This window comes from Pseudomonas sp. fls2-241-R2A-110 (assembly GCF_030209165.1).
Lineage (GTDB): Bacteria > Pseudomonadota > Gammaproteobacteria > Pseudomonadales > Pseudomonadaceae > Aquipseudomonas.
Map to the genome: position 1 here is coordinate 185,222 of NZ_JARVSN010000019.1, position 22,521 is coordinate 207,742.

A 22,521-nucleotide genomic window follows, 5' to 3' on the forward strand; every position below is an offset into this window, starting at 1 on the left:
GACTAGCGAAATTGCGCGAGGAACCGCAAGTCGTTGTCGAAGAACAGACGCAAGTCGTTCACGCCGTAACGCAGCATGGCCAGACGCTCAACGCCCATGCCGAAGGCAAAGCCCGAAAACTCTTCCGGGTCGATCCCGGACATGCGCAACACGTTCGGGTGAACCATGCCGCAACCCATGACTTCCAGCCAGCCAGTCTGTTTGCAGACACGGCAGCCTTTGCCGCTGCACATCACGCATTCCATGTCGACTTCAGCGGATGGCTCGGTGAACGGGAAGTACGATGGACGGAAACGTACGGCCAGTTCTTTTTCGAAGAACACGCGCAGGAATTCTTCGATGGTCCCTTTCAGGTCGGCGAAGTTGATATCGCGGTCGACCAGCAGGCCTTCGACCTGGTGGAACATCGGGGAATGGGTGATATCGGAGTCGCTACGGTACACACGGCCTGGGCAGACGATGCGGATCGGCGGTTGTTTCGATTCCATGGTGCGGACCTGTACCGGCGAGGTATGGGTGCGCAGCAACATGTTGGCATTGAAATAGAAGGTGTCATGCATCGACCGGGCCGGGTGATGGCCTGGGATGTTGAGCGCTTCAAAGTTGTGGTAATCGTCTTCGACCTCTGGGCCTTCGGCGATGCCGTAGCCGATGTGGGTGAAGAATTGCTCGATTCGTTCCAGAGTGCGAGTAACCGGGTGCAGACCACCGGAGGTCTGACCGCGGCCAGGCAGGGTTACGTCAATGGACTCGGCAGACAGTTTGGCGGCCAGATCAGCCTCTTCAAACAGTGCCTTGCGGGCATTGAGAACCTCTGTGACACGCTCCTTGGCAACGTTGATCAGCGCACCGACTTGTGGGCGCTCTTCTGCCGGCAAATTCCCCAGGGTCTTCATCACCTGAGTCAATTCACCCTTTTTGCCAAGGTAGTGAACCCGGATTTGCTCCAGGGCATTGATATCTTCAGCGCTTTGCACAGCCTCTAGTGCTTGAGAGACGAGCGCATCCAGGTTTTCCATGTACAGACTCCAGATACAAAATAGGGGAAGAGCTTGAAGGCTCTTCCCCTATTTATGACGTTTAACACCTGGCCCCACAGAGGTGAGGCCGGGTGACTGTCGGGGGTACTTAAGCCAAGGTGGCTTTAGCTTTCTCGACAATCGCAGCAAACGCCGCTTTTTCGTTCACTGCCAGATCAGCCAGAACCTTACGGTCGATCTCGATGGACGCTTTTTTCAGGCCGGCGATGAAACGGCTGTAGGACAGACCGTTGATACGTGCACCAGCGTTGATACGAGCGATCCACAGAGCGCGGAACTGACGTTTTTTCTGACGACGGTCACGGTAGGCGTATTGGCCTGCCTTGATTACCGCTTGCTTGGCAACACGGAATACGCGCGAGCGAGCGCCGTAGTAGCCTTTAGCAAGTTTCAGAATTTTTTTGTGACGTTTACGGGCAATGACGCCACGCTTTACACGAGCCATGAGTTACTTCCTCTATTCTTGACTAAATTAACGAAGGCGCAGCATGCGCTCGACTTTTGCCACGTCACACGGTGCCAGCAAGCTGCTACCGCGCAGTTGACGCTTACGCTTGGTCGACATTTTAGTCAGGATGTGGCTCTTGAAAGCGTGCTTGTGCTTGATACCGTTAGCAGTTTTCAGAAACCGCTTAGCAGCACCACTTTTAGTTTTCATTTTTGGCATGTTCGGATACTCCGCATTCAGTTGATAAACATAATCAGAAGGCCTGCCGTGCCCTATTGATTACTTCTTCTTTTTCGGGGCGATGACCATGATCAGCTGGCGTCCTTCCATCTTAGGATGCTGTTCGACCGAACCGTACTCGAGCAAGTCACCTTCAACTCGCTTGAGGAGTTCCATCCCCAGCTCCTGGTGGGCCATCTCACGGCCGCGGAATCGCAAGGATACCTTGGCCCTGTCCCCATCACTCAGGAAACGTACCAGGTTGCGCAGTTTTACCTGGTAATCCCCTTCCTCCGTCCCTGGACGAAACTTGATTTCTTTAACCTGAATCTGCTTCTGGTTTTTCTTGGCCGCGGCAATCTGCTTCTTCTTCTCGAAGATCGATTTGCCGTAGTCCATCAGTTTGCAAACAGGGGGTACTGCATCGGCGGAAATTTCCACCAAATCCAGTTTGGCCTCTTCAGCCTTAAGAAGCGCGTCTTCAATTGACACAATCCCAAGCTGTTCACCTTCAGCCCCAATTAACCGAACCTCGCGTGCCGAGATATTCTCGTTGATCGGGGCTTTCGGTGCAGCTCGTTTATCTTGTCTCATTTCACGCTTAATAGTAATTACTCCGAATCTGGGCGACCACGCCGGGAAACCGCTTGCGCGAGAAACTCAGCGAACTGGGCGACGGGCATCGAGCCCAGGTCAGCACCTTCACGAGTACGCACAGCGACAGTCTGCATCTCGACTTCCCGATCTCCGATAACCAAGAGATAAGGAACCTTGAGCAAAGTATGCTCGCGGATTTTAAAGCCGATCTTTTCATTTCTCAAGTCAGACTTGGCACGAAATCCGCTTTCGTTGAGAGTTTTTTCAACCTCGGCGGCAAAATCGGCCTGTTTATCAGTGATATTCATGATCACTGCCTGGGTCGGAGCCAGCCACGCAGGGAATGCACCCTCGTAGTGCTCGATCAGGATTCCGACGAAACGTTCGAAGGATCCGAGGATCGCCCGGTGCAACATAACCGGGTGCTTGCGACTGTTGTCTTCGGAGACGTATTCGGCTCCCAGACGGACAGGCAGGTTAAAATCGAGCTGAAGGGTACCACACTGCCAGACACGACCCAGGCAATCTTTCAGCGAGAACTCGATCTTCGGACCATAGAATGCACCCTCGCCCGGCTGCAAATCGTACGGCAGGCCCGCGCTGTCGAGTGCTGCAGCCAATGCAGCTTCGGCGCGATCCCACAGTTCGTCGGAACCGACGCGTTTTTCCGGACGAGTGGACAACTTCATTTCGACTTCTTTAAAGCCGAAGTCGGCATAAACGTCCATGGTCAGCTTGATGAACGCAGCGGACTCGGCCTGCATCTGCTCTTCGGTGCAGAAGATGTGGGCGTCATCCTGAGTGAATGCACGCACGCGCATGATGCCGTGCAACGCACCCGATGGCTCGTTACGGTGGCAAGCACCGAACTCGGCCAGACGCATCGGCAACTCGCGGTAGCTTTTCAGGCCCTGATTGAACACTTGCACGTGACACGGGCAGTTCATCGGCTTGATGGCGTAGTCGCGGTTTTCCGACTGAGTGGTAAACATGTTGTCGGCATAGTTGGCCCAGTGCCCGGATTTCTCCCACAGGCTGCGGTCAACGACCTGCGGAGTCTTGATCTCCAGGTAGCCGTTATCGCGCTGAACCTTGCGCATGTACTGCTCGAGCACCTGGTACAGGGTCCAGCCGTTCGGGTGCCAGAAGACCATGCCCGGCGACTCTTCCTGGGTGTGGAACAGGCCCAGGCGCTTGCCGATTTTGCGGTGATCGCGCTTCTCGGCTTCTTCAATGCGCTGGATGTAAGCCGCCAACTGCTTCTTGTCAGCCCAAGCGGTGCCGTAAACGCGCTGCAATTGCTCGTTCTTGGCATCGCCGCGCCAGTAGGCGCCGGACAACTTGGTCAGTTTGAAGGATTTCAGGAAACGCGTATTCGGCACGTGCGGACCACGGCACATGTCGACGTATTCTTCGTGATAGTACAGGCCCATCGCCTGCTCGTTCGGCATGTCCTCGACCAGGCGCAACTTGTAGTCTTCGCCACGGGCCTTGAACACTTCGATCACTTCGGCGCGCGGAGTGACTTTCTTGATCACGTCGTAATCTTTCTCGATCAGCTGCTGCATGCGCTGTTCGATGGCAGCCAGGTCGTCCGGAGTGAAGGGACGCTCGAAGGCGATGTCGTAATAGAAGCCTTCGTCGATGACCGGCCCGATGACCATTTTAGCGGTCGGGTACAGCTGCTTGACCGCATGGCCGACCAGGTGAGCGCAAGAGTGGCGAATGATCTCCAGCCCCTCTTCATCCTTTGGCGTAATGATTTGCAGCGTGGAATCGCTGTCGATGATGTCGCTGGCGTCAACCAGCTTGCCATTGACCTTGCCGGCCACGGTGGCCTTGGCCAGACCTGCACCAATGGATGCGGCGACCTCGGCTACGGAAACCGGGTGATCGAATGAACGTTGACTGCCGTCGGGAAGAGTAATAGTTGGCATGGCGCCTCCTCTCCTAGTGGTGACCCCTACCAAAGGTCACGTGGGTTGGGATGAGCCAGTACAAGATCCGATCCAGGCCATTCAATGACGAACGCCTGCCTTACAGCGGCAGGAGCCTTGCGGCCAACCGGAAAACCGAACCAGAGTGACTGGGATTCAAATCAGGGTTATTCGCGCAATTGCCGCCACCGGGACTGAAAGTCATCCGGAGCCTGCAAACGCCCGAGCGAGGCATGCTAGCACAGATGAACGGTCGTCGATGCAACGAGGCTCGCGACCGAGGTCAATCCGCTCTTTTTATGCCAGAGTGCTGAACTTGAATCCTGCTTTACCCCTCAGATAAACACGACATTGACCCACAAGGAGCATCCCAGCATGCGTCTGAATCGTTTGTTCGCAGTAGTCGCCCCCATCGTTCTGCTGCTACCACTGACTGCCCACGCCGAATGGCCTAAAGACCTGCGCGCAAAGTACATGCAGCAATGTACACCGGCAGCGGCGACGCAGATCGGTGATGCAGCCGCCAAGGCCCACTGCGCGTGTGGTGCCGACGCCATCAAATCGTATCCAGCCAAGGACCTCCAGGCCCTGATGGACAATACGGCCAACGACGCACTGAAGCAAAAGGCACTGACGCAAATTTCCGCGTGCAAAGCCGATTCCAAAGAAAAAAAATAAGCCTGATGTCGGGATTTTCACCCCGCCCACGACAGTAAAAAGCTTCTGAAAACCGCTTTTTTTTACAATTTATGCAGGTTTTACAGGTTTTTTTACTGTCTTTACTTTTGGCTGAAAGCCTTCTAAAACGGGGCTTGCAGCGAAACAAAGCAGCAAACAGAATGCGACTGCAGGGCAAACAGCACGTCCGGGGGGCTCCCAAAGCGAACATTTCGACTATGATAGTCCGGTGTGCCCAGTTGGCCTGAGCAGCACAGCACTACTGAAAATATAAGTTTCTTGGAGATACACCATGTCTAATCGCCAAACCGGCACCGTTAAATGGTTCAACGATGAAAAAGGCTTCGGCTTCATCACTCCTCAAGGTGGCGGTGACGACCTGTTCGTACACTTCAAAGCTATCGAAAGCGACGGTTTCAAAAGCCTGAAAGAAGGCCAAACCGTTTCCTTCGTGGCTGAGAAAGGCCAAAAGGGTATGCAAGCTGCACAAGTTCGCCCAGAGTAAGTTTCTGGCGCACTAAAAAAACCCCGTCCATGTGACGGGGTTTTTTATGGGCGATACAAAAGCCTGGGCAGATCAGCCGCAGTTGATGCGTGTCACCACCCGATTGGCATCGGTATTGAGATTCAGGCGATCAGAGCGGTATTCCAGAGTCACCATATCGTTCGGCCCCAGGAACCGTGCATTCTGTGCACCAGCGCGGGTACGCGCCTGTTCCAGCAGCGCGGCCGAAGCCGCTTTGCCGATGGCGAATTCTGCCGCCTTGGCCTCACAACGGCTGTGGCCAGTGTCAGTCGTCGTAACGGGGTCTGTCGCAGGCTGCGAAGTCGAACTGCTGCAACCCGCCAGCAGCGTGACAGCGAACAAAGTACCCAATGACGCGAGCTTCCAAGGCATGAAGCCTCCTTTTTTCCAATAGTTAAGCTGAGATCTTGCGACCGCCAATCCGGCGTTTGGTTTCAAGGTGAGCGTCCTCGCCCTGCCCTTGACCCGCACAAGCGTTGAGTTTGCCTGAGCAGCGCTCTGTCGTTCATCACTCAATCGTGACTGAATATGAACGCCGCTCAATAGACATCAATGTAATCGAAGGGCGGGTTCGGCCAGTTTTCCTTCAGTGCGTTGAAGATCTGCATGACCCAGACCTCGTCGCTGGCCGCGACCAATCCCACATTCCCAGAACCCTTGGCCCACGTTTCGAGGCGAAACAGCAGCCCGTTGATATCGGTGCCACCCACAACACCGGATGACATGTAGGCAATCCCGTCCTTGGTCACACGCAATTGCGTATGTTCGTCATCACTGGCAGCGGCCAGCAGCTGGCGCACCGCCTCAAGGGTCAAGCCGTCAGGGGTGTTCAAATCGATCTGCACAGCGCGGTCCTTAAAAATCGGTCAAAGACCAAGTGTCGCATAGCCCTCCCCTCATGCCTAAGTCGGAGTGCCAAATCTCGTGCAAAATGGTTAACTCGACACTCAGACTTTCCCGACTTTTCGAGCGCAATCATGACCACCGTAAGCATCGACGCCACCATCACCGTCAAGTGGCCACAGGGCCATAGCTCTTACAGTCCGGGCAGCCCGGAAGAGTTGGCAATCATTGGCATCGATCTACTGGTCAAAGCACTGGGAGCCGAATCAGCCCAATCATTCATCAAGCAAGTTTTCGAGAAATACCCTGCTGACGTGAATGGCGCCTTGGAAACCGAGAGAAAATAAAACCCCGCAGGCTGGCACCTGCGGGTCAACGCTTACTTCAGACGAGCCAGACGCTGGGTCAGCAGATCGAAGAAGCCTTGGGCATCGCCACTTTCAACCCAAAAAGCATTCTTCGGCGCTTTCAGGCCGTCATACCAGTCAACGATGGTTTGACCAAAGGTCGGTCCTTCGCGGCTATCAACGACCACATTGACCGAGCGACCGGTGAACAACTCAGGCTTGAGCAAGTAGGCGATGACCGTAGCGTCATGCACCGGGCCACCCGGAATACCGTAGTGCTCCATATCGCCTTTGACATATTCGTTGAGAATATCGCCGACCAGCTTGCTGGCGTTGTTATTGAGCGCTGCGATTTGCTTCAAACGCGCCTCACTGGTGAGGATCTTGTGAGTCACGTCCAGTGGCAGATACGTCAGCTTCACGCCACTTTTGAGCACCACCTCTGCCGCCTGCGGGTCGGCGAACAGGTTGAACTCGGCCACTGGCGTGATGTTGCCCCCATTGAAGTGCGCGCCACCCATGACCACCACTTCCTTGATGCCCTGGACGATTTCAGGTTCCTGGATCAGCGCCAGGGCCAGGTTGGTCTGCGGCCCCAGCATGGCGATGGTGATGCTGTGGGGCTTGGCGGCTTTCAAGGTATTGATCAGGTAATTGACCGCATTGCCTTCGGTCAGGCCTTTCTTAGGCTCGTGCACGGTGACGCCCGACAAGCCTTCCTTGCCGTGAATGTTCTCGGCGTAAATCGGTGTACGCATCAACGGCTTCGGCGCACCCGCATAGACCGGCACCTCTTCGCGCCCCGCCCACTCGCGAGCCAGTCGGGCATTTCGTGAAGTCTTGTCCAGACGCACGTTGCCGGCGACGGTGGTCAACGCAAGAATATTCAACTCTTGCGGCGATGCCAGCGCAAACAGCAACGCGACTACGTCGTCCGCGCCGGGATCGGTGTCGATGATCAAGTCGATTTTTTCCGCCGCCTGGGCGCTCGTTGCAGTAATCAGGGACAAAAGCAGCAGACTCCGGAGCAAGTGGTGCAGTTTCTGAGCATAGCGGTGCATATCGCACTCCTTGTGCGTGGGGAAACGAATGTAGGCAAGCCGCGTTAGAAGGTCACTCCCGAGACCAGCACGATATTGCAGTACGGCGCACATTCGCCGGTCCGGACAATCGCCCGCGCTTGGCGGCTGAGGACTTTGAATTGCTCATGGCTGAGCAGTTCCCGCTGGCCCAGCGCGCCTTCGGTGTTCAGTTCATCAAGCGAGTTCAAGGCGGGCGGTTGCTTGTCGAGGATTTCCTGGGCCAACACATGCCGCTCAACCTGCATTTCACTGAGCACCACCTTCAAGGTGCTGACGAAATCGGGAATCCCCTGCGTCAGGGCCAGATCGATCAGCTCAACGCCTGGCGGTACAGGCAGGCCGGCGTCGCCGATCACGACCATGTCACCGTGGCCAAGGGAGGCGATCAACCGGGACAGTGCGATATTGAGTAATGGTGTTTTTTTCATGGTGCTTTGAACGCCTGCACTTCGGACAAGGAGGGAATCGAGGGTTGTGCACCGGCGCGGGTGACGGACAGCGCAGCAGCTACCTGGCCAAAACGGATTGCCTCGGCTTCGCTTTTGCCGGACGCCAAAGCAGCGGCGAAGCCCCCCACGAACGTGTCACCGGCAGCGGTGGTATCGACCGCCTTCACCTGCGACGCCGGAAAATGTTCAAAGCCTGTGCCGTTGGCGAACAGCGACCCTTGAGCGCCAAGGGTGATGATGACTTTGCTGGCACCCAAGGCGATTAGAGCGCTGGCGGCCGTTTCGGCGGACTGCAGAGAGTCCACCGCCACACCGCTCAGGGCTGAGGCTTCGCTTTCGTTGGGAATCAGGTAATCAATGGACGCATACCAATCCGTCGGCAGTGGTCGACTGGCCGGCGCCGGGTTGAGAATTACGGTTTTGCCGAGCTCACGGCCGCGCTTGAGGGCGTAGCCCACCGTGGCATCCGGCACTTCCAGCTGACAAATGATCACATCCGCCGCCTGCAACACCGCATCGAACCGATCGATGACCTGAGGCGTCAGCGCCCCGTTCGCACCGGCAACAATCACGATCGCGTTCTGACTGTTGTCATCGACCACGATCAAGGCCACGCCGCTGGCGCCTTCGACAGTACTGACCGCCTGGCAATCGATCTGCTCGGCCAACAACGCGCCGCGCAGCTCTTCGCCATAGGCATCGCTGCCGACACAACCGACCATCGAGACCTGCGCTCCAAGCCGCGCCGCGGCGACGGCCTGGTTTGCGCCCTTACCGCCGGACACCGTGGCAAATGACTCGCCGATCAGCGTCTCACCGCCACGGGGCAACCGTGGAGCCCGGGTCACCAAGTCCATGTTCAGGCTGCCTATTACCACTACTTTTGCTGGCATACATCACTCGTCAAATTCGGTTTCAGCGGTATTCGTCGAACACACCGGCGAGCGGTGCAGTCGACTCTCGCAGGACAATACTGGGCGTCACGATCCGTTGATCGGTAGCCATATCGGGTGATGCGATCCGTCTTAACAACACTTCGGCCGCCATCTCACCGAGCTGCAGGATCGACTGCCCCACGGTAGTCAGCGCCGGGTAGACATAACGACTCATCTGGATATCGTCGAAGCCGATGACCGACAGTTCGGTCGGCACACGCACATTGCGCTCGGCAGCCGCTCGAAGCACACCGATGCCGATCATGTCGTTACCGGCAAAGATCGCGCTGGGCGGGTTCTTTTCCAGCAGAATCGCAGCGGCGTTGTAACCGCCTGTGCTGGTGAAGTCACTTTCCAGCATGCGCTCGCGATGCACTTCGACGCCTGCTTCTTGCAAGGCTCGGCGATAACCGGCCAGACGCATCTGTGCCACGCTGGTCCCCGCCGGGCCGCCGATAGTGGCGATATCCCGATGGCCCAGTTCCAGTAGATGACGGGTGGCCAGATAGGCGCCGTATTCGTGGTCGATGCGCACCAGATCGGCATTCACGCCTTCCAGCCCACGGTCGACGATTACCATCGGGGTGCGCACACCGGCGAGGCCTTCAGCCAGTCCAGCATCGCCGCCGGCGGATGCCACGATCAAACCGTCGATGCGCTTCTCCAGCAACACGCGCAAGTAGCTGCGTTGTTTGTCCGGGTTGTCGTCGGAGTTGCAGAGGATCACGCAGTAGCCATTTCGCTCACAGTAATCCTCTATGCCGCGCGCCAGCTCGGCAAAGTAAGGGTTGAGGCTATTGGGCACCAGCAACCCGATGGTCGCGGTGGTCTTGGCTTTTAACGAACGGGCCACGGCGCTTGGCACGTAGTCCAGGGTCTTGATCGCCGCCTCGACTTTGACACGCACTTCTTCGCTGACCGGCCGGGTCTTGTTCACCACATGGGAAACTGTCGTGTAGGAAATTCCCGCGAGTGCCGCCACATCTTTTATCGTTGCCATGACTCAGGTCCGCCGGCTTGCGCGCTGACTGCGATACGTATCCAGCACCACCGCCACCACGATCACCGCGCCAGTGATAATGCGTTTGGTGGGCTCGGTTGCGCCGATCTGCGCCAGCCCTGCCGCCAACACGGAAATAATCAGGACCCCAAAGAATGTGCTGATGACCGAACCTCGGCCGCCCATCAAACTGGTGCCACCGATCACCACGGCGGCAATCACCTGGAGCTCAAGCCCGGAGCCGGCATTCGGATCCGCCGCTTCCAGTCGGGAAATCTGGAACAGTGCAGCAATCCCGGCCAACAACCCCATCAGACTGAACACCAGGATCTTGTAGGGCTTTGGGTTGATCCCGGCCAGACGCACGGCTTCTTCGTTGGTGCCGATGCCGATCAGGTAGCGACCGAACACCGTACGGGTCAACACGGCCTGGGCAATGATGATAATCAGCAACGCAATGATGAACGACGGCGAGATGCCGAATGCAATGGGGTTGGACAACCACGCGAAGGCATCACCGATATAAGCGGTGCGCGAACCGGTCATCTGGTACGCCACGCCTCGGGCCATTTCCAGCACGCCGAGGGACACGATGAACGACGGAATCCGCCATGCCACGGTGATCGAACCGGTGATGGTCCCGGCCAGGGCCGCAACCGCCATCCCGAGTATCGCCGCGGGTAGAACGCTCCAGCCCCAGCCGAGAATCGCCACGCTGACCGTGGACGCCGCGAGCGCCAGGACCGAGCCGACCGACAGGTCGATTCCGCCGATGATCAGCACGAAAGTCATGCCCACCGCCAGCACCATCAAATCGGGAATCTGATTGGCCAGGGTGCTGAAGGTGTCGTAAGACAGGAAATGGCTGCTCAATACCGAGAACAGCGCAACCATCGCCAGCAAGGCACCGGCCAGGCCCAGATAGGTGCCCAGGCCGTAGAAATTGCCACTACGTTTGCCGGCAGAAGATGCAGTTTTCATGGAAGATCCCTAGGCGCTGCTTCATTGAGCAACGCATCACGTTTTTGGTAGCCGGCGAACGCAGCGGCAAGCAAATCATCCTGGGTCCAGCTGTCGCGCTCGAAGGTGTCGATCAGGCGCCCCGCCGACAACACGCCAATCCGGTCGCAAATCAACATCAGTTCGCGCAGGTCGCTGGACACCACCACCAGCGCTTTGCCCTGCCGCGTCAGCTCACCGAGCAGTGCATAGATGTCGAACTTGGCGCCGACATCGATGCCACGGGTCGGCTCATCGAACAACATCACCGCACAGTCGCGCTCCAGCCAGCGGCCGATCACGACCTTCTGCTGGTTGCCGCCCGACAACTCGGACACCAGCTGCGTAGGGCTCGAACTGCGGATGCGCATGGCGTCGATCTGACGCTGGGCCAGGGACATCTCGGCAGCGTTGTTGACGAAACCGCCGCTGGAAATCTCCGGCATATTACCCAGCGCAATGTTGGCGCTGATCGATTGGGTCAGCAGCAGACCTTCGCCTTTACGGTCCTCGGTGATCAAGGCGATGCCATGACCGACCGCATCGGCCGGCGAACGGATGCTCACCACTTGAGGCGGCGACCCCAGGGCGACGGTGCCACTGTCCGCAGTGTCCGCACCGAAGATCAGACGCAGCAGCTCGGTGCGCCCTGCCCCGATCAATCCGGAAATCCCGTAGATCTCGCCAGCACGCACTTCAAAGGACACATCACGAACCTTGTCGGAGCGGGTCAGGCCTTTGACCGTCAAGGCTGGAGCGCCAATCTTGCGCGGCCCCAGGTCAATGTGTTCGCCGAGTTCACGGCCCACCATCAATGTAACCAGTTGCTCGCTGTTGTAATTGGCCATCGGCTCGACGCACACCAGGTTGCCATCGCGCAAAACCGCAATGCGCTGGGCGACCCGTGCCAGTTCTTCGAGGCGGTGGGAGATATAGATGATCGAGACGCCCCGGGCCTGCAGACGCGTGATTTGCTCGAACAGCATTTCGACTTCGCGGGCGGTGAGCATCGCGGTCGGTTCGTCGAGGATCAATACATGGCAATCGCCGATCAGGTTGCGGGCGATCTCAACCATTTGCTGGTGACCGATGCCGAGTTCGCCGACCAGTGTGTCCGGGTCGATCGCGTCGAGCCCGACCTGAGCCATGGCCTCGATCGCCGCCTTGCGCAGTTGTTTGCGACTGATCCAGCCGCCGCTGCTGGGCAAGTTATCGAGAAACAGGTTTTCCGCCACCGACAGGGTCGGCAACAGATTGAGTTCTTGCATGACCATGCGGATGCCCAGGTCTTCGGCCTGGGCGCGGCTGCCGGGGCGGTAATCCTGCCCCTGGAATTGCATGTGGCCGGTGGTCGGCGTAACCAGTCCGCCAATGATTTTCGACAGCGTGCTTTTACCGGCACCGTTCTCACCGGTCAACGCCAACACTTCACCGCGCATCAGCGTCAGGTCGATGCCGGTCAGCACGGGTTGGGCGTAGGTCTTGCCGATACCGCTCACCGAGAGGACAGCGTTCGGGGCGCAAACTGACATAAAAATCTCCATGTGCTCGCCCCGACGGGCGAGCACCCTCGTGTGGCCGGAAGGATTACTTGGTGACCAGTTCCACCGGCGTTTCGATCACGCCATTGGTGCCGCTGTCGACCTTCTCGCCCTTGATGATTTTCAGCGCAGTCTCGATACCGAACACGGCTTGCTTGGCGGCAAACTGGTCAGCGGTGGCCAGGACGCGACCATCCTTGAGCATCGGCTTGATGGCGTTGATGTTGTCGTAACCGACCACTTGCACCTTGCCGGCCTTGCCTGCTGCACGCACCGCGGAAACGGCGCCGACGGCCATGCTGTCGTTGCCGGCCAGCAACGCTTTGACTTCGGGGTATTCACTGAGGATCGAGGCGGCAACCTTATTGCCCTTGTCGATTTCCCAGTCGCCGGATTGCACGGAGACGATCTTGATCTTTGCCGCTTCCATCGCATCCTTGAAGCCCGCCGTACGGGCCTGGGCATTGGTGGTCGTGGACACACCCTCGATGATGCCGACTTCATCCCCTGCCTTCAGCTGCTTGGCCAGGTATTCGCCGACCAGACGCGCACCTTTGCGGTTATCCGGCCCTACGAACGGTACATTGATGTTTTTGCTTTTGACCACGGCCGGGTCCAGCTGGTTATCGATGTTGATCACGGTGATACCGGCATCGATGGCTTTCTTGATCACCGGCACCATGGCCTTGGAATCGGCTGGCGCGATGACCAGCGCATTAACCTTGGCAAGGATCATTTGCTCGACGATGCGCGTCTGGCCGGCGGTGTCGGTTTCGTCTTTGATGCCGTTGGAGATCAGCTCGAAATCGCCGGAGTGGTCTTTCTGATAAGCCTTCGCGCCGTCTTCCATGGTCAGGAAGAATTCGTTGGCCAGAGATTTCATGACCAGGGCGACTTTGGGTTTTTCAGGCGTCTCGGCGAAGGCCGATGAGACAGGCAGCGCGGCGGATGCGGCAGCCAGCATAGCGACAGCAAGAAGACGTCCAGCGAATGGCAGCTTCATGGGTTCACTCCGATCTTATGATTATTGTGAGCAACGCTTGCGCTGGCGAAGATTGCCGTGCGCCCTGCGATGGATCAATCCATCGAGAACGTCGCGCAAACGTTTGCGTAGACCGAACTATGCGAACCCTGCTTTGATTTGTCAACGACCTGTATGGGTCTTACCGCTCCACGTTACGCCGTCGTGCTGACCAGAGCACCGGCGCTGGAACCTTTGGCCAACTCTTTCACCAGGCTGCCCGCCACTTGTGCCAGGGCACCGTTCGTATCGGCTATCTGCCCCTGGATCGCCATGACCGCCGTGGCCTTGGCTTCCGGGGTCGGGTAAGACGCTGCCTGAGCTGCCGCCAGTTGTTGTTGCTCTTCACGTAACTGCTTCTGCAGTTCTTGCATGCGCTTGAGCAGTACCTGGACGGCAATACTCTGGGTGCTTTTGCTTTCTGATGGGCTCTTCTCCGGTGCGGCACCACCGGTTCTCACCTGGTTCTTATCCTTATCGGCCAGCGGAGTCGTGGCGTCGGCTGCTGTGTCGTTCAAGGCATTGATCGTCGCCGTGGTCTTGCCACCGATGGTGACTGCGCTTGGATTTGGAAAACCGACAGATAAAGACATGTGAACTCCCGAAAAGAAAAAATCCCTTGAAGGGACATCGACCTGTGCGCCGGTTTCTTTAGCACGGATTTTTCATCTGGCAAGGCGACTTGCTCACCAGAGGTCGTAGGCCTTTTCGGAGAGCCGAACGAGAATCCTCAACTTATTCGGAATCCCGGACAACACAACGTTTAACGCCTGTGCTCCATAGAGTTAATGTTCATATAAATCATCAGGTTAAAAGTTTTTCTCATTCAACGCAGGGCTGGTACAGATCCTGCTCTTCTCCTGCACCCCCGGCGTTCAGATCTGCCTGGGGCGCATCTAGATGAACCTGCATCAGCACCGTCACTACTAGAGAGAAAATAATGAAATCTGCCTTCAACACTTTTATTCCGGGCGCCTTGGCCCTCTTGCTACTGCTGCCTACCGCGCTTCAGGCAAAAGAAGTCGAAACTCAACAGAAACTGGCCAACGTGGTGATCCTAGCCACTGGCGGCACCATCGCCGGAGCCGGCGCGAGCGCCGCCAACAGCGCGACCTACCAGGCGGCGAAAGTCGGTATCGATCAGTTGATCGCCGGGGTTCCCGAGCTCAGCCAACTGGCCAATGTCCGTGGCGAACAGGTCATGCAGATCGCCTCTGAAAGCATCACCAACGACAACCTGCTGCAACTGGGTCGTCGCGTGGCTGAACTGGCTGACAGCAAAGACGTCGATGGCATCGTGATCACCCACGGCACCGACACGCTGGAAGAAACCGCCTACTTCCTGAACCTGGTGGAAAAAACCGACAAGCCGATCATCGTGGTTGGCTCGATGCGTCCTGGCACCGCGATGTCGGCGGACGGGATGCTGAACCTGTACAACGCCGTCGCCGTCGCCAGCAGCAAAGAAGCGCGCGGCAAAGGCGTCCTGGTGACCATGAATGATGAGATCCAGTCGGGTCGCGATGTCAGCAAAATGATCAACATCAAGACCGAGGCGTTCAAAAGTGCCTGGGGTCCACTCGGCATGGTGGTTGAAGGTAAATCCTACTGGTTCCGCCTGCCGGCCAAGCGTCACACCATGGATTCAGAATTCGACATCAAAACCATCAAGAGCCTGCCTGACGTAGAAATCGCCTATTCCTATGGCAACGTCAGCGATACAGCCTACAAAGCGCTCGCGAAGTCAGGCGCCAAAGCGATCATCCACGCTGGCACGGGCAATGGCTCGGTGTCCTCGCGCGTGGTTCCAGCCCTGCAAGCCCTGCGCAAGGACGGCGTTCAAATCATTCGCTCGTCCCACGTCAACGCCGGCGGGTTCGTACTGCGCAACGCCGAACAGCCTGACGACAAATACGACTGGGTCGTGGCGCATGACCTGAACCCGCAAAAAGCCCGCATCCTGGCGATGGTCGCACTGACCAAGACCAACGACAGCAAAGAGCTGCAACGGATGTTCTGGGAATACTGATTCGCCCTCGCCCGACCGGTTCCGGTCGGGCACTTTCCTCACCCCTTGCCAGCATTGGCAAGGGGTTCATACCGCACCTTCCCTCTTCCTGAAAAACTCCCCTTTGTCCTACACCAAACGGTAAAAACTGCTGTCAGAGGAATTTCTTGAATTTTAAGCAGTTGCGAAAATGCCTACAGTTAAATACTGTATGCACGTACAGCTTAATAAGGATAATTCCATGGCCACTTCCTCTGCCTCTCCTGACGCCTACGCACGCATGGGCCTGCGCGTTCAGAAAATCATCAATTCCCCTACTGCTCAGAAAGCCAAAGCCGCGCTGATCTTCCGGTTGCCGGACGAACCTGTGGATGAGTGGGAACAATTGCTCGAGGAAATCGACGAGAACGACAACGTCACCCTCGCCTATCGCGACGACGGTGGTGTGCAGATTTTCTGGGTTGTGCCGAAGGAAGATTGAGTCAATGAGTGTCCGCTGTTTTGCTTTGCTGTTTCTGTTTATCACCCTCAGCGCCCAGGCTGGCGCGCCACGCACTTTCAGCGAAGCCAAGAAAGTCGCCTGGAAGCTGTACGCGCCGCAATCCACCGAATTTTATTGCGGCTGCAAATACACCGGCAACAAAGTCAACCTGGCGGCCTGTGGGTATGTGCCGCGCAAGAACGCCAAGCGCGCGGCGCGCATTGAGTGGGAACACATTGTTCCTGCCTGGCAGATCGGCCATCAGCGTCAGTGCTGGCAAGAAGGCGGGCGCAAGAACTGCACACGCTACGATCCGACCTATCAAAAGGCCGAGGCCGACCTGCACAACCTGGTGCCAAGCATCGGCGAGGTAAACGGCGACCGCAGCAATTTCAGTTTCGGCTGGCTGCCTGTGCAATCGGGTCAATACGGTTCTTGCCTGACCCAGGTCGACTTCAAGGCAAAGAAGGTCATGCCCCGCCCTTCCATTCGCGGCATGATCGCCCGGACCTATTTCTACATGAGCAAACAGTACGGTTTGCGCCTGTCGAAACAGGATCGCCAACTGTACGACGCCTGGAACAAGTCCTACCCGGTCGAAGCCTGGGAACGCCAGCGTAACCAGAGCGTGGCGTGCGTGATGGGCCGGGGCAACGAGTTTGTCGGGCCCGTGAACCTGAAAGCCTGCGGCTGATCAATCGCAGAAACGAAAAGGCCTCGGGTATTCACCCGAGGCCTTTTCGTTTCTGCCCCCTCATTGGACTGGCGATGTCATGCGCATCAAATGAGGACTGAGATTTTCTTGCGCCCCCGTTTAAGGTGTCCCGATGAAATGCTCCGCGAGAAACACTATTATTGGGCTGCGGGGTGTTCAAGGACCAACAGTTCAACGTTCTGTTTCTTTGCCCGGGTAAGCGCTGCTGCCACTTCCGCCTGCTTGGCCTCGGCCTCGGCTTTGGAACTGAATGGCCCGACCAGGATGCGCGCCTTGCCGTTTTCCACGACGACATTGGAAACAAAACTGTGCTCGATCAACCAGCCGCTCAGGTCGCTGACAGCCTGAGTCGTTTCGCCTCGCACTTCGAGATCCCATTGCGGCCCGACTGCCGCTGCGGGTGCGGAAACGAGTGCCGGTTTCGGCTTTTGAGCGTCAACACCCTTACCCTCGCCGCATCCAGCCAACGCCAATACTGCGATTACCAAGACCATTTTGCGCACAACGGTTCCCTCTGAATGCCGAAAGCGGCGATTTTAACATTCATGAATACTTCCCGAGTGCCGCAAAATGGGCTCAAAACAACGAGAATGATGGAGACGGCCTCTGTATAGTTACGCCTTGGGAATTAATGCAGCATCTGCGCGTCAGAAAGAGGCACCCAAACCGTGAGACTTCGCACTAATCTATACATAACACCGACCTCTGCACTGTTCGAATCAGGTGCCCTACAAAGCAATCAAGGAGAAGACCATGCTGATACTCACCCGCAAAGTCGGTGAAAGCATAAACATCGGTGACGACATTACGATCACCATTCTGGGCGTAAGCGGCCAACAAGTTCGCATCGGCATCAACGCGCCGAAAGACGTCGCAGTGCATCGCGAAGAAATCTACCAACGCATTCAGGCTGGCCTGACCGCTCCAGACAAGCCACAAACTCCCTGAATTCTGTTGCAGTCAGTAGCCAGCCTGTTCATCCCTGAACCACGGCTGGCTAAAGATTCAAGCGTCGCCTCGTCACTCGTTATTCGCCCGCGCCCTCTTTCTGTGTCAAATCTGCAGCCGATATTACCGGCACGCCCACAGCCGTGACTGTCAGACGTTTCTGATTAACCTCGAGGAAGATCGTGATCGGACTCGGTTAACCAAACGTAACGCCGCGCGCCATGCCTGTAGCAGCCACCACCATCAGCAACACCAGCAGCGCCTCCATATGGCTGACACGGGCGAACAGCTTCGCGCGCCCGCTATCGATCGCCGCGCCACGACTCAAGGCAACTCGCCATTTGATCAGCGTAATCATCGGTGCAACTTCGAGAAGCAGGATGAGCACAAAGAATGTCATCTTGAGATGGAAAAGGGGCTGATGGAGATAGTAATCAGTGCCTTTTTCGTACCCGCCGAAGGCTCGCATCCCACCGCTAATCAGTAGAACGACGGCAGAGATGCCCCACAGGTTGTCGGCCATCAAAACACTGCGCGCCTCCCCCGCCCCAGCCGCGAGGCGGCTGAATGCAGTCCCTCGAGTGAGCACCGCCCAGAACCCGATGGCAAACGCCAGCAAGTGAATTGCCGCAAGCGACCAATGAACCAGCATCGAGACCTCCATCAGACAGCGTTTGAGTTTGGCCAGTCAGTAGTAGCCTAGAAAACTGCAGCTCGCCTGATTCTCATGAACGATGATTCGAAGGAGTGAGTCGATGACAGCGCTTGCCAAATTTCAGGCAAAAAAAAGCCCAAGCAGCTGATGGACGCTTGGGACTCAAAAATGCATAAACCGTGGTGGTGAACGCGGGGCGATAATACCCGAGCATTTCAGTTGTAACAATATATTTTGATCACTATTCAGTTAAAAATACTCGTAACCTATTAAATATCCACACAATTTTTATGGATCTTGGGGCAACCCCTATCGGCGACAGCCCCGAGCCTTTCATTCGAATCGCCCTATGCGCAGAGCCCAGCGCATTGGCTGGGCTCTGATCATCTTCGGTGTTCCATCATCTTGTCGGCGAGCGCTTTTGCTCTTTCAATCAACAGGTTTTGCCTGTCGTCATGAGTGACCGCCCCGACGACCGGTGCCGTCAGATTGCTTTCCGCGATCAACGCAGCGCAGAAGTATTGATCCCAAACCATCCGGTTTTCAGAGGCCTGTTTGTTCATCTGATTGGCGATCATATGCGGCTCCTTTTGGTGAGGTAGCACCGCTATCTTACGCCCCAATTGCGATCAAGCTGAGCGCCGCAGACAATCAGCACGCACAGGACAGGCACCCACGAGCGGGATCGCCTGATCGGTCATCAGCGAAATGATTCAGGGAAGAACGAGTTGATAGCAGCACGGCCATTCCTACACTTTCCGACGCGAGACAGGTTCATTTAGAAGGACTCGCTAACCTTTTGCAGGTTCGTGCCGATGCCTCTAACTTAGGGCATTGGAGCAATACAGATGAGAAACAATCAACCCGTTACACAGCGCGAGGTCAGCCTTGGACCTCAACAGAAACTCATCTCGACCACGGATTCGCGAGGGGTCATTACATATTGCAATGATGCCTTCGTGGAAATCAGCGGCTTCAACAAAGCTGATCTGATAGGCGCCCCTCAGAACATCGTTCGCCACCCGGACGTGCCCTCGGCAATATTTGCGCATATGTGGGCCGCCCTCAAGCAGGGCAAACCCTGGATGGGCATCGTCAAGAATCGCTCCAGGAATGGTGATCACTACTGGGTCAACGCCTACGTCACGCCTATTTTTGAAGGCAGCCAGATTGTTGGTTATGAATCGGTCAGAGTAAAACCAGGCATCGAGCAGATCCGCCGCGCCGAAGCCCTCTACAAAAGAATAAGCCTGGGCAAGTCTGCCGTCCCCGGCAGTGATAACTGGCAACCCGCCCTCATGGACTGGCTGCCGTTTTTGACGATGGGCTTAGTGGGTACGTTGGGAGGTGTATTCCTCAGCACTCCCGTGGCGACAATAGTTGCCGTAGGCGTATCGGTGCCGCTAGGACTGATGGTTTCGCACCGGCAAAAGCGTGGCGCCCAAGACTTGCTGGACATGGCAGAGGCCTCCACTTCCGACCAACTGATTGCACAAATGTATAGCGACAAGCGAGGTCACCACGGGCGACTTGAAACGGCTTTCGTCAGTCAGGCATCACGCCTCAAGACTTGCCTGACGCGCCTGCAAGACACCGCAGAGCAACTGACCGGGCTGGCCGGGAGATCCGACGCTCTCGCCAGCGACAGTTCCCGCGGACTTGATCGCCAGCGAATCGAAACCGAGCAGGTATCGGCCGCCGTCAATCAGATGGCGGCGACCACTCAAGAGGTTGCAAGCCACGTCCAGCGCACGGCCGATGCGACTCAAGAGGCCAATGTGCTGACCAGCCGTGGTCGCGACGTTGCCCGGGACACCCGCGAAGCCATCCAGCGTCTCTCCGCCGTGGTCGGCGAGACAGGACAAACCGTTGCCCAGCTAGCCAAAGACAGCAACGAAATCGGGACGGTTGTCGATGTCATCAAAGGCATTGCCGATCAAACCAACTTGTTAGCCCTCAATGCCGCAATCGAAGCGGCACGTGCTGGAGATATGGGCCGGGGCTTCGCGGTGGTCGCAGACGAAGTGCGCCAACTGGCACAACGCACAACTGAATCTACGGCTCAGATCCACAGCCTGATCTCCAAGCTACAAACCTCTTCCAACAATGCCGTGAAGACGATGGAAAGCGGCCATCGCCAGGCTGAAGAGGGGGTAACCTGGGTGCTGGAAGCAGACAAAGCGCTGATTGGCATCAGTGAAGCCGTTGCCAACATCACTGACATGACAACCCAGATAGCCGCGGCAACCGAAGAGCAAACCGCCGTCGCAGAGGAAATCAGCCGCAACATCACCACCATCGCCAGCCTTGCAGATCAGACATCCGAGCAAGCCAGGCATTCTGCCGAACTCAGTAAGGAGTTAACGCTGACAGCGACAACCCAGTACTCGTTGGTCGAACGTTTTAATCGATAACCCATCAGCCGCGACTGGTCCGTACCCATGCAGATTACTGGATGATCAATCCTGCTTTTTCAAACCAGTAGTCTGCTCGATTCTTCGGGCCAGCCACGGCTTTGCACGCTATTTCGGCAAGAATCATTGAATTTCGAATGTTTACCAAGTAATGGCAATTTCCCTGAAGGGAAATAAAGGCTTTAATTGGAAGATGGAAATCAAAGACATACGCAGAGCCCGGGTCCGCCAAATCATCGAACGCGACTTCGGTGGGAAAGATGTTGATTTTGCCGCCAAGGTGGACAAGCAGCCGTCCTACATCTCAAGGCTATTCACTGATAAGGCAGAGCACCTCAGAAACATCGGGGAGAAAATGGCGCGCGACTTCGAAATGAAGTGCGGGCTTGAGCCTGGATCGCTGGATCGGCCATTAAGTGAGGGCGACCTCAAGTCGGCCGCAATCTCAGATGCAGCGACGCCGCGCATTCCGCCCGGAGTCGTCATGTCAGACATCGAGGTATGGGACGACGAAACCCCGCTCGATAACGACGAAGTTTACGTACCCTTCCTTCAGGAAGTTGAATTGGCAGCGGGCTCCGGTCGATTCGCGATCGAAGAAAGCAACAGCTCTCGCCTTCGCTTCTTCAAGAAAGACCTTCGCCACAACAACGTGCAGTTCAGCAATGCGAAATGCGTGGTGGTCAGGGGAAACAGCATGCTCCCCGTGTTGCGTGAAGGTGCGACCGTGGGTATCGACGTCGGTAAAAACTCACTCGGCGCCATCATTGACGGCGACATGTATGCGATCAGCCATAACGGCCAGCTTCGCGTCAAGCAGGTTTACCGCCTGCCCATTGGCATCCGCCTGCGCAGCTTCAACCGTGATGAACACCCGGACGAGGATTATTCCTTTGCCCAGATCCAGGAGCAGCACATTGCGATTCTTGGGCACGTATTCTGGTGGGCGATGTACTCGCGCTAACCAACATAAGACAGAATAATGCCCTGCAGAAGGGTTACTAAATGCCGAAGATAAAGCATGAAAGCAAAGCGGTGACTGCTGCTGAAATTGAGCGCTCCATTCAGGCCCTGAACAAAATGGCAGAACGCCTTTGGGGAGATGGCCGGGAAGCTGAGGCGAAAGCCCTTCTCGACGCCCTGGACGCGCTTAACCGGGCTCTGGATCGAATCAGGATCGGGGAGAGTCGCAGGATTGTGACTCTTCATTGAAGACTGCCACAGACTCAGTGAAGACCTAATGCTCGCGGAGGGACATTAAATGGCAGATCTGATGCAAGGGCTCGACGGCCCCAGAACAGCTCAGCAAGAGTTGTTTTACGATCTTGAAGACGCTACCGCCGTCATCGGCTGGGCAGTGGTTGAGCTGACCAACATGGCCAGCGGCAACAAATCGCGCGATGAGTCCATGGCGCTTATGAGGATCTGCGCGCTATTGGAGGCTCAGAAAGAAAAAATTCGCCTGCATGCGGATGAAGTCAAGGCGGGAAGGACTGTGCGGGTATGATGCGCAAGTGAATTGCCCTGCCGCGCTTACAGATGAAAAACCTGCTCACCCCGCCGACCCCGTAGCCATTAATACCTGTCTAGTCCTGAAATAGGTTTACACCTGTTTCACCCCAACGCCCGATGCACTGC

29 protein-coding genes and 1 pseudogene are annotated in these 22,521 nt (G+C 56.7%); 12 read left to right on the plus strand and 18 right to left on the minus strand.

The window, feature by feature from the left end:
• Nucleotides 1-2: 2 nt before the first annotated feature.
• From pheS to thrS, 5 genes are all read right to left on the minus strand, one after another.
• Nucleotides 3-1,019, minus strand: a complete 1,017-nt coding sequence (gene pheS, locus QRN31_RS16560) for a phenylalanine--tRNA ligase subunit alpha (protein ID WP_007905876.1) — start codon at nt 1,017-1,019, stop codon at nt 3-5.
• A 109-nt stretch (nt 1,020-1,128) separates the two neighbouring features.
• The gene (gene rplT / locus QRN31_RS16565) at nt 1,129-1,485 is read right to left on the minus strand and encodes a 50S ribosomal protein L20 (protein WP_007905879.1); all 357 of its coding nucleotides are present in this window, start codon (nt 1,483-1,485) and stop codon (nt 1,129-1,131) included.
• Nucleotides 1,486-1,512: 27 nt separating this feature from the next.
• On the minus strand, nt 1,513-1,707 hold the full coding sequence (gene rpmI, locus QRN31_RS16570) for a 50S ribosomal protein L35 (RefSeq protein WP_008145659.1): 195 nt from the start codon (nt 1,705-1,707) through the stop codon (nt 1,513-1,515).
• A gap of 60 nt (nt 1,708-1,767) precedes the next feature.
• Nucleotides 1,768-2,319 (minus strand): translation initiation factor IF-3, encoded by a 552-nt coding sequence (gene infC / locus QRN31_RS16575; protein WP_169857083.1) that lies wholly within the window; start codon nt 2,317-2,319, stop codon nt 1,768-1,770.
• Complete coding sequence (thrS, locus tag QRN31_RS16580; RefSeq protein WP_123403703.1) at nt 2,319-4,241, minus strand: threonine--tRNA ligase; 1,923 nt, start codon at nt 4,239-4,241, stop codon at nt 2,319-2,321. The genes infC and thrS overlap by 1 nt, the downstream gene beginning before the upstream one ends.
• A gap of 375 nt (nt 4,242-4,616) precedes the next feature.
• Here thrS and QRN31_RS16585 point away from each other — a divergent pair, with 375 nt between their 5' ends.
• Together QRN31_RS16585 and QRN31_RS16590 are read left to right on the plus strand one after the other, a co-directional pair.
• On the plus strand, nt 4,617-4,919 hold the full coding sequence (locus tag QRN31_RS16585; protein ID WP_285433157.1) for a hypothetical protein: 303 nt from the start codon (nt 4,617-4,619) through the stop codon (nt 4,917-4,919).
• 292 nt (nt 4,920-5,211) lie between these two features.
• A complete protein-coding gene (locus QRN31_RS16590; protein WP_003179963.1) occupies nt 5,212-5,424 on the plus strand; it encodes a cold-shock protein in 213 nt (70 codons plus the stop codon).
• A gap of 72 nt (nt 5,425-5,496) precedes the next feature.
• On the opposite strand, the gene QRN31_RS16595 is transcribed toward QRN31_RS16590, so the two are convergent.
• Nucleotides 5,497-5,817 (minus strand): I78 family peptidase inhibitor, encoded by a 321-nt coding sequence (locus QRN31_RS16595; protein WP_285433158.1) that lies wholly within the window; start codon nt 5,815-5,817, stop codon nt 5,497-5,499.
• 167 nt (nt 5,818-5,984) lie between these two features.
• Nucleotides 5,985-6,290 (minus strand): hypothetical protein, encoded by a 306-nt coding sequence (locus tag QRN31_RS16600; RefSeq protein ID WP_285433160.1) that lies wholly within the window; start codon nt 6,288-6,290, stop codon nt 5,985-5,987.
• Nucleotides 6,291-6,422: 132 nt separating this feature from the next.
• Between QRN31_RS16600 and QRN31_RS16605 the strand changes: the two genes are divergently transcribed.
• Nucleotides 6,423-6,635 carry a hypothetical protein gene (locus QRN31_RS16605; protein WP_285433162.1) on the plus strand — a complete coding sequence of 71 codons (213 nt, stop codon included), beginning with the start codon at nt 6,423-6,425 and terminating at the stop codon, nt 6,633-6,635.
• Nucleotides 6,636-6,667: 32 nt separating this feature from the next.
• On the opposite strand, the gene QRN31_RS16610 is transcribed toward QRN31_RS16605, so the two are convergent.
• The 8 genes from QRN31_RS16610 to QRN31_RS16645 form a co-directional block, all read right to left on the minus strand.
• Nucleotides 6,668-7,696, minus strand: a complete 1,029-nt coding sequence (locus QRN31_RS16610) for a nucleoside hydrolase (RefSeq protein ID WP_285433164.1) — start codon at nt 7,694-7,696, stop codon at nt 6,668-6,670.
• A 44-nt stretch (nt 7,697-7,740) separates the two neighbouring features.
• Nucleotides 7,741-8,145, minus strand: a complete 405-nt coding sequence (gene rbsD, locus QRN31_RS16615) for a D-ribose pyranase (RefSeq protein ID WP_285433165.1) — start codon at nt 8,143-8,145, stop codon at nt 7,741-7,743.
• Nucleotides 8,142-9,059: a ribokinase gene (gene rbsK / locus QRN31_RS16620; protein ID WP_285433167.1), complete on the minus strand. Its 918-nt coding sequence runs from the start codon at nt 9,057-9,059 to the stop codon at nt 8,142-8,144. The genes rbsD and rbsK overlap by 4 nt, the downstream gene beginning before the upstream one ends.
• Nucleotides 9,060-9,081: 22 nt before the next feature.
• Entirely contained in the window at nt 9,082-10,101 is a 1,020-nt protein-coding gene (locus QRN31_RS16625) for a LacI family DNA-binding transcriptional regulator (protein WP_285433168.1), read from the minus strand.
• Between the two features lie 3 nt (nt 10,102-10,104).
• On the minus strand, nt 10,105-11,082 hold the full coding sequence (locus QRN31_RS16630) for an ABC transporter permease (protein WP_090182352.1): 978 nt from the start codon (nt 11,080-11,082) through the stop codon (nt 10,105-10,107).
• Nucleotides 11,079-12,632 (minus strand): sugar ABC transporter ATP-binding protein, encoded by a 1,554-nt coding sequence (locus QRN31_RS16635; RefSeq protein WP_285433171.1) that lies wholly within the window; start codon nt 12,630-12,632, stop codon nt 11,079-11,081. The genes QRN31_RS16630 and QRN31_RS16635 overlap by 4 nt, the downstream gene beginning before the upstream one ends.
• A gap of 55 nt (nt 12,633-12,687) precedes the next feature.
• Nucleotides 12,688-13,644: a sugar ABC transporter substrate-binding protein gene (locus QRN31_RS16640; RefSeq protein WP_285433173.1), complete on the minus strand. Its 957-nt coding sequence runs from the start codon at nt 13,642-13,644 to the stop codon at nt 12,688-12,690.
• A gap of 173 nt (nt 13,645-13,817) precedes the next feature.
• Nucleotides 13,818-14,255: a hypothetical protein gene (locus QRN31_RS16645; RefSeq protein WP_285433175.1), complete on the minus strand. Its 438-nt coding sequence runs from the start codon at nt 14,253-14,255 to the stop codon at nt 13,818-13,820.
• 347 nt (nt 14,256-14,602) lie between these two features.
• Here QRN31_RS16645 and QRN31_RS16650 point away from each other — a divergent pair, with 347 nt between their 5' ends.
• The 3 genes from QRN31_RS16650 to QRN31_RS16660 all read left to right on the plus strand — a co-directional run bounded on the left by QRN31_RS16650 (nt 14,603) and on the right by QRN31_RS16660 (nt 16,845).
• A complete protein-coding gene (locus QRN31_RS16650) occupies nt 14,603-15,691 on the plus strand; it encodes an asparaginase (protein WP_285433177.1) in 1,089 nt (362 codons plus the stop codon).
• 220 nt (nt 15,692-15,911) lie between these two features.
• Nucleotides 15,912-16,151 carry a DUF1654 domain-containing protein gene (locus tag QRN31_RS16655; RefSeq protein ID WP_285433179.1) on the plus strand — a complete coding sequence of 80 codons (240 nt, stop codon included), beginning with the start codon at nt 15,912-15,914 and terminating at the stop codon, nt 16,149-16,151.
• A 4-nt stretch (nt 16,152-16,155) separates the two neighbouring features.
• Nucleotides 16,156-16,845, plus strand: coding sequence for an endonuclease (locus QRN31_RS16660; protein ID WP_285433180.1), 690 nt, complete (start codon nt 16,156-16,158; stop codon nt 16,843-16,845).
• Nucleotides 16,846-17,003: 158 nt separating this feature from the next.
• Here the strand turns inward: QRN31_RS16660 and QRN31_RS16665 are convergent, their stop codons facing one another.
• The gene (locus QRN31_RS16665) at nt 17,004-17,369 is read right to left on the minus strand and encodes an SPOR domain-containing protein (RefSeq protein WP_285433181.1); all 366 of its coding nucleotides are present in this window, start codon (nt 17,367-17,369) and stop codon (nt 17,004-17,006) included.
• Nucleotides 17,370-17,619: 250 nt separating this feature from the next.
• On the opposite strand from QRN31_RS16665, the gene csrA reads away from it, so the two are divergent.
• On the plus strand, nt 17,620-17,814 hold the full coding sequence (gene csrA, locus QRN31_RS16670; protein WP_007938114.1) for a carbon storage regulator CsrA: 195 nt from the start codon (nt 17,620-17,622) through the stop codon (nt 17,812-17,814).
• A 196-nt stretch (nt 17,815-18,010) separates the two neighbouring features.
• On the opposite strand, the gene QRN31_RS16675 is transcribed toward csrA, so the two are convergent.
• On the minus strand, nt 18,011-18,466 hold the full coding sequence (locus tag QRN31_RS16675; protein ID WP_285433189.1) for a DUF2214 family protein: 456 nt from the start codon (nt 18,464-18,466) through the stop codon (nt 18,011-18,013).
• A gap of 386 nt (nt 18,467-18,852) precedes the next feature.
• On the minus strand, nt 18,853-19,047 hold the full coding sequence (locus QRN31_RS16680; RefSeq protein WP_222585574.1) for a hypothetical protein: 195 nt from the start codon (nt 19,045-19,047) through the stop codon (nt 18,853-18,855).
• 270 nt (nt 19,048-19,317) lie between these two features.
• Here QRN31_RS16680 and QRN31_RS31590 point away from each other — a divergent pair.
• From QRN31_RS31590 to QRN31_RS16700, 5 genes and pseudogenes are all read left to right on the plus strand, one after another.
• Nucleotides 19,318-19,584 (plus strand): annotated as a pseudogene (locus QRN31_RS31590) (PAS domain-containing protein); the annotation flags it as partial.
• Between the two features lie 216 nt (nt 19,585-19,800).
• Entirely contained in the window at nt 19,801-20,883 is a 1,083-nt protein-coding gene (locus QRN31_RS16685) for a methyl-accepting chemotaxis protein (protein WP_502942496.1), read from the plus strand.
• A gap of 151 nt (nt 20,884-21,034) precedes the next feature.
• The gene (locus QRN31_RS16690) at nt 21,035-21,847 is read left to right on the plus strand and encodes a S24 family peptidase (protein WP_285433193.1); all 813 of its coding nucleotides are present in this window, start codon (nt 21,035-21,037) and stop codon (nt 21,845-21,847) included.
• A 41-nt stretch (nt 21,848-21,888) separates the two neighbouring features.
• Entirely contained in the window at nt 21,889-22,095 is a 207-nt protein-coding gene (locus QRN31_RS16695) for a hypothetical protein (protein WP_285433194.1), read from the plus strand.
• Between the two features lie 49 nt (nt 22,096-22,144).
• Nucleotides 22,145-22,390 (plus strand): hypothetical protein, encoded by a 246-nt coding sequence (locus QRN31_RS16700; RefSeq protein WP_285433195.1) that lies wholly within the window; start codon nt 22,145-22,147, stop codon nt 22,388-22,390.
• The last annotated feature ends 131 nt before the right edge of the window (nt 22,391-22,521 follow it).

Bases quoted from the DNA above. Each gene is read 5' to 3' on its own strand.
- pheS (WP_007905876.1), bottom strand. From the start codon at position 1,019: ATGGAAAACCTGGATGCGCTCGTCTCTCAAGCACTAGAGGCTGTGCAA.
- rplT (WP_007905879.1), bottom strand. From the start codon at position 1,485: ATGGCTCGTGTAAAGCGTGGCGTCATTGCCCGTAAACGTCACAAAAAA.
- rpmI (WP_008145659.1), bottom strand. From the start codon at position 1,707: ATGCCAAAAATGAAAACTAAAAGTGGTGCTGCTAAGCGGTTTCTGAAA.
- thrS (WP_123403703.1), bottom strand. From the start codon at position 4,241: ATGCCAACTATTACTCTTCCCGACGGCAGTCAACGTTCATTCGATCAC.
- QRN31_RS16585 (WP_285433157.1), top strand. From the start codon at position 4,617: ATGCGTCTGAATCGTTTGTTCGCAGTAGTCGCCCCCATCGTTCTGCTG.
- QRN31_RS16590 (WP_003179963.1), top strand. From the start codon at position 5,212: ATGTCTAATCGCCAAACCGGCACCGTTAAATGGTTCAACGATGAAAAA.
- QRN31_RS16595 (WP_285433158.1), bottom strand. From the start codon at position 5,817: ATGCCTTGGAAGCTCGCGTCATTGGGTACTTTGTTCGCTGTCACGCTG.
- QRN31_RS16605 (WP_285433162.1), top strand. From the start codon at position 6,423: ATGACCACCGTAAGCATCGACGCCACCATCACCGTCAAGTGGCCACAG.
- QRN31_RS16610 (WP_285433164.1), bottom strand. From the start codon at position 7,696: ATGCACCGCTATGCTCAGAAACTGCACCACTTGCTCCGGAGTCTGCTG.
- rbsD (WP_285433165.1), bottom strand. From the start codon at position 8,145: ATGAAAAAAACACCATTACTCAATATCGCACTGTCCCGGTTGATCGCC.
- rbsK (WP_285433167.1), bottom strand. From the start codon at position 9,059: ATGCCAGCAAAAGTAGTGGTAATAGGCAGCCTGAACATGGACTTGGTG.
- QRN31_RS16625 (WP_285433168.1), bottom strand. From the start codon at position 10,101: ATGGCAACGATAAAAGATGTGGCGGCACTCGCGGGAATTTCCTACACG.
- QRN31_RS16630 (WP_090182352.1), bottom strand. From the start codon at position 11,082: ATGAAAACTGCATCTTCTGCCGGCAAACGTAGTGGCAATTTCTACGGC.
- QRN31_RS16635 (WP_285433171.1), bottom strand. From the start codon at position 12,632: ATGTCAGTTTGCGCCCCGAACGCTGTCCTCTCGGTGAGCGGTATCGGC.
- QRN31_RS16640 (WP_285433173.1), bottom strand. From the start codon at position 13,644: ATGAAGCTGCCATTCGCTGGACGTCTTCTTGCTGTCGCTATGCTGGCT.
- QRN31_RS16645 (WP_285433175.1), bottom strand. From the start codon at position 14,255: ATGTCTTTATCTGTCGGTTTTCCAAATCCAAGCGCAGTCACCATCGGT.
- QRN31_RS16650 (WP_285433177.1), top strand. From the start codon at position 14,603: ATGAAATCTGCCTTCAACACTTTTATTCCGGGCGCCTTGGCCCTCTTG.
- QRN31_RS16655 (WP_285433179.1), top strand. From the start codon at position 15,912: ATGGCCACTTCCTCTGCCTCTCCTGACGCCTACGCACGCATGGGCCTG.
- QRN31_RS16660 (WP_285433180.1), top strand. From the start codon at position 16,156: ATGAGTGTCCGCTGTTTTGCTTTGCTGTTTCTGTTTATCACCCTCAGC.
- csrA (WP_007938114.1), top strand. From the start codon at position 17,620: ATGCTGATACTCACCCGCAAAGTCGGTGAAAGCATAAACATCGGTGAC.
- QRN31_RS16675 (WP_285433189.1), bottom strand. From the start codon at position 18,466: ATGCTGGTTCATTGGTCGCTTGCGGCAATTCACTTGCTGGCGTTTGCC.
- QRN31_RS16680 (WP_222585574.1), bottom strand. From the start codon at position 19,047: ATGATCGCCAATCAGATGAACAAACAGGCCTCTGAAAACCGGATGGTT.
- QRN31_RS16690 (WP_285433193.1), top strand. From the start codon at position 21,035: ATGGCAATTTCCCTGAAGGGAAATAAAGGCTTTAATTGGAAGATGGAA.
- QRN31_RS16695 (WP_285433194.1), top strand. From the start codon at position 21,889: ATGCCGAAGATAAAGCATGAAAGCAAAGCGGTGACTGCTGCTGAAATT.
- QRN31_RS16700 (WP_285433195.1), top strand. From the start codon at position 22,145: ATGGCAGATCTGATGCAAGGGCTCGACGGCCCCAGAACAGCTCAGCAA.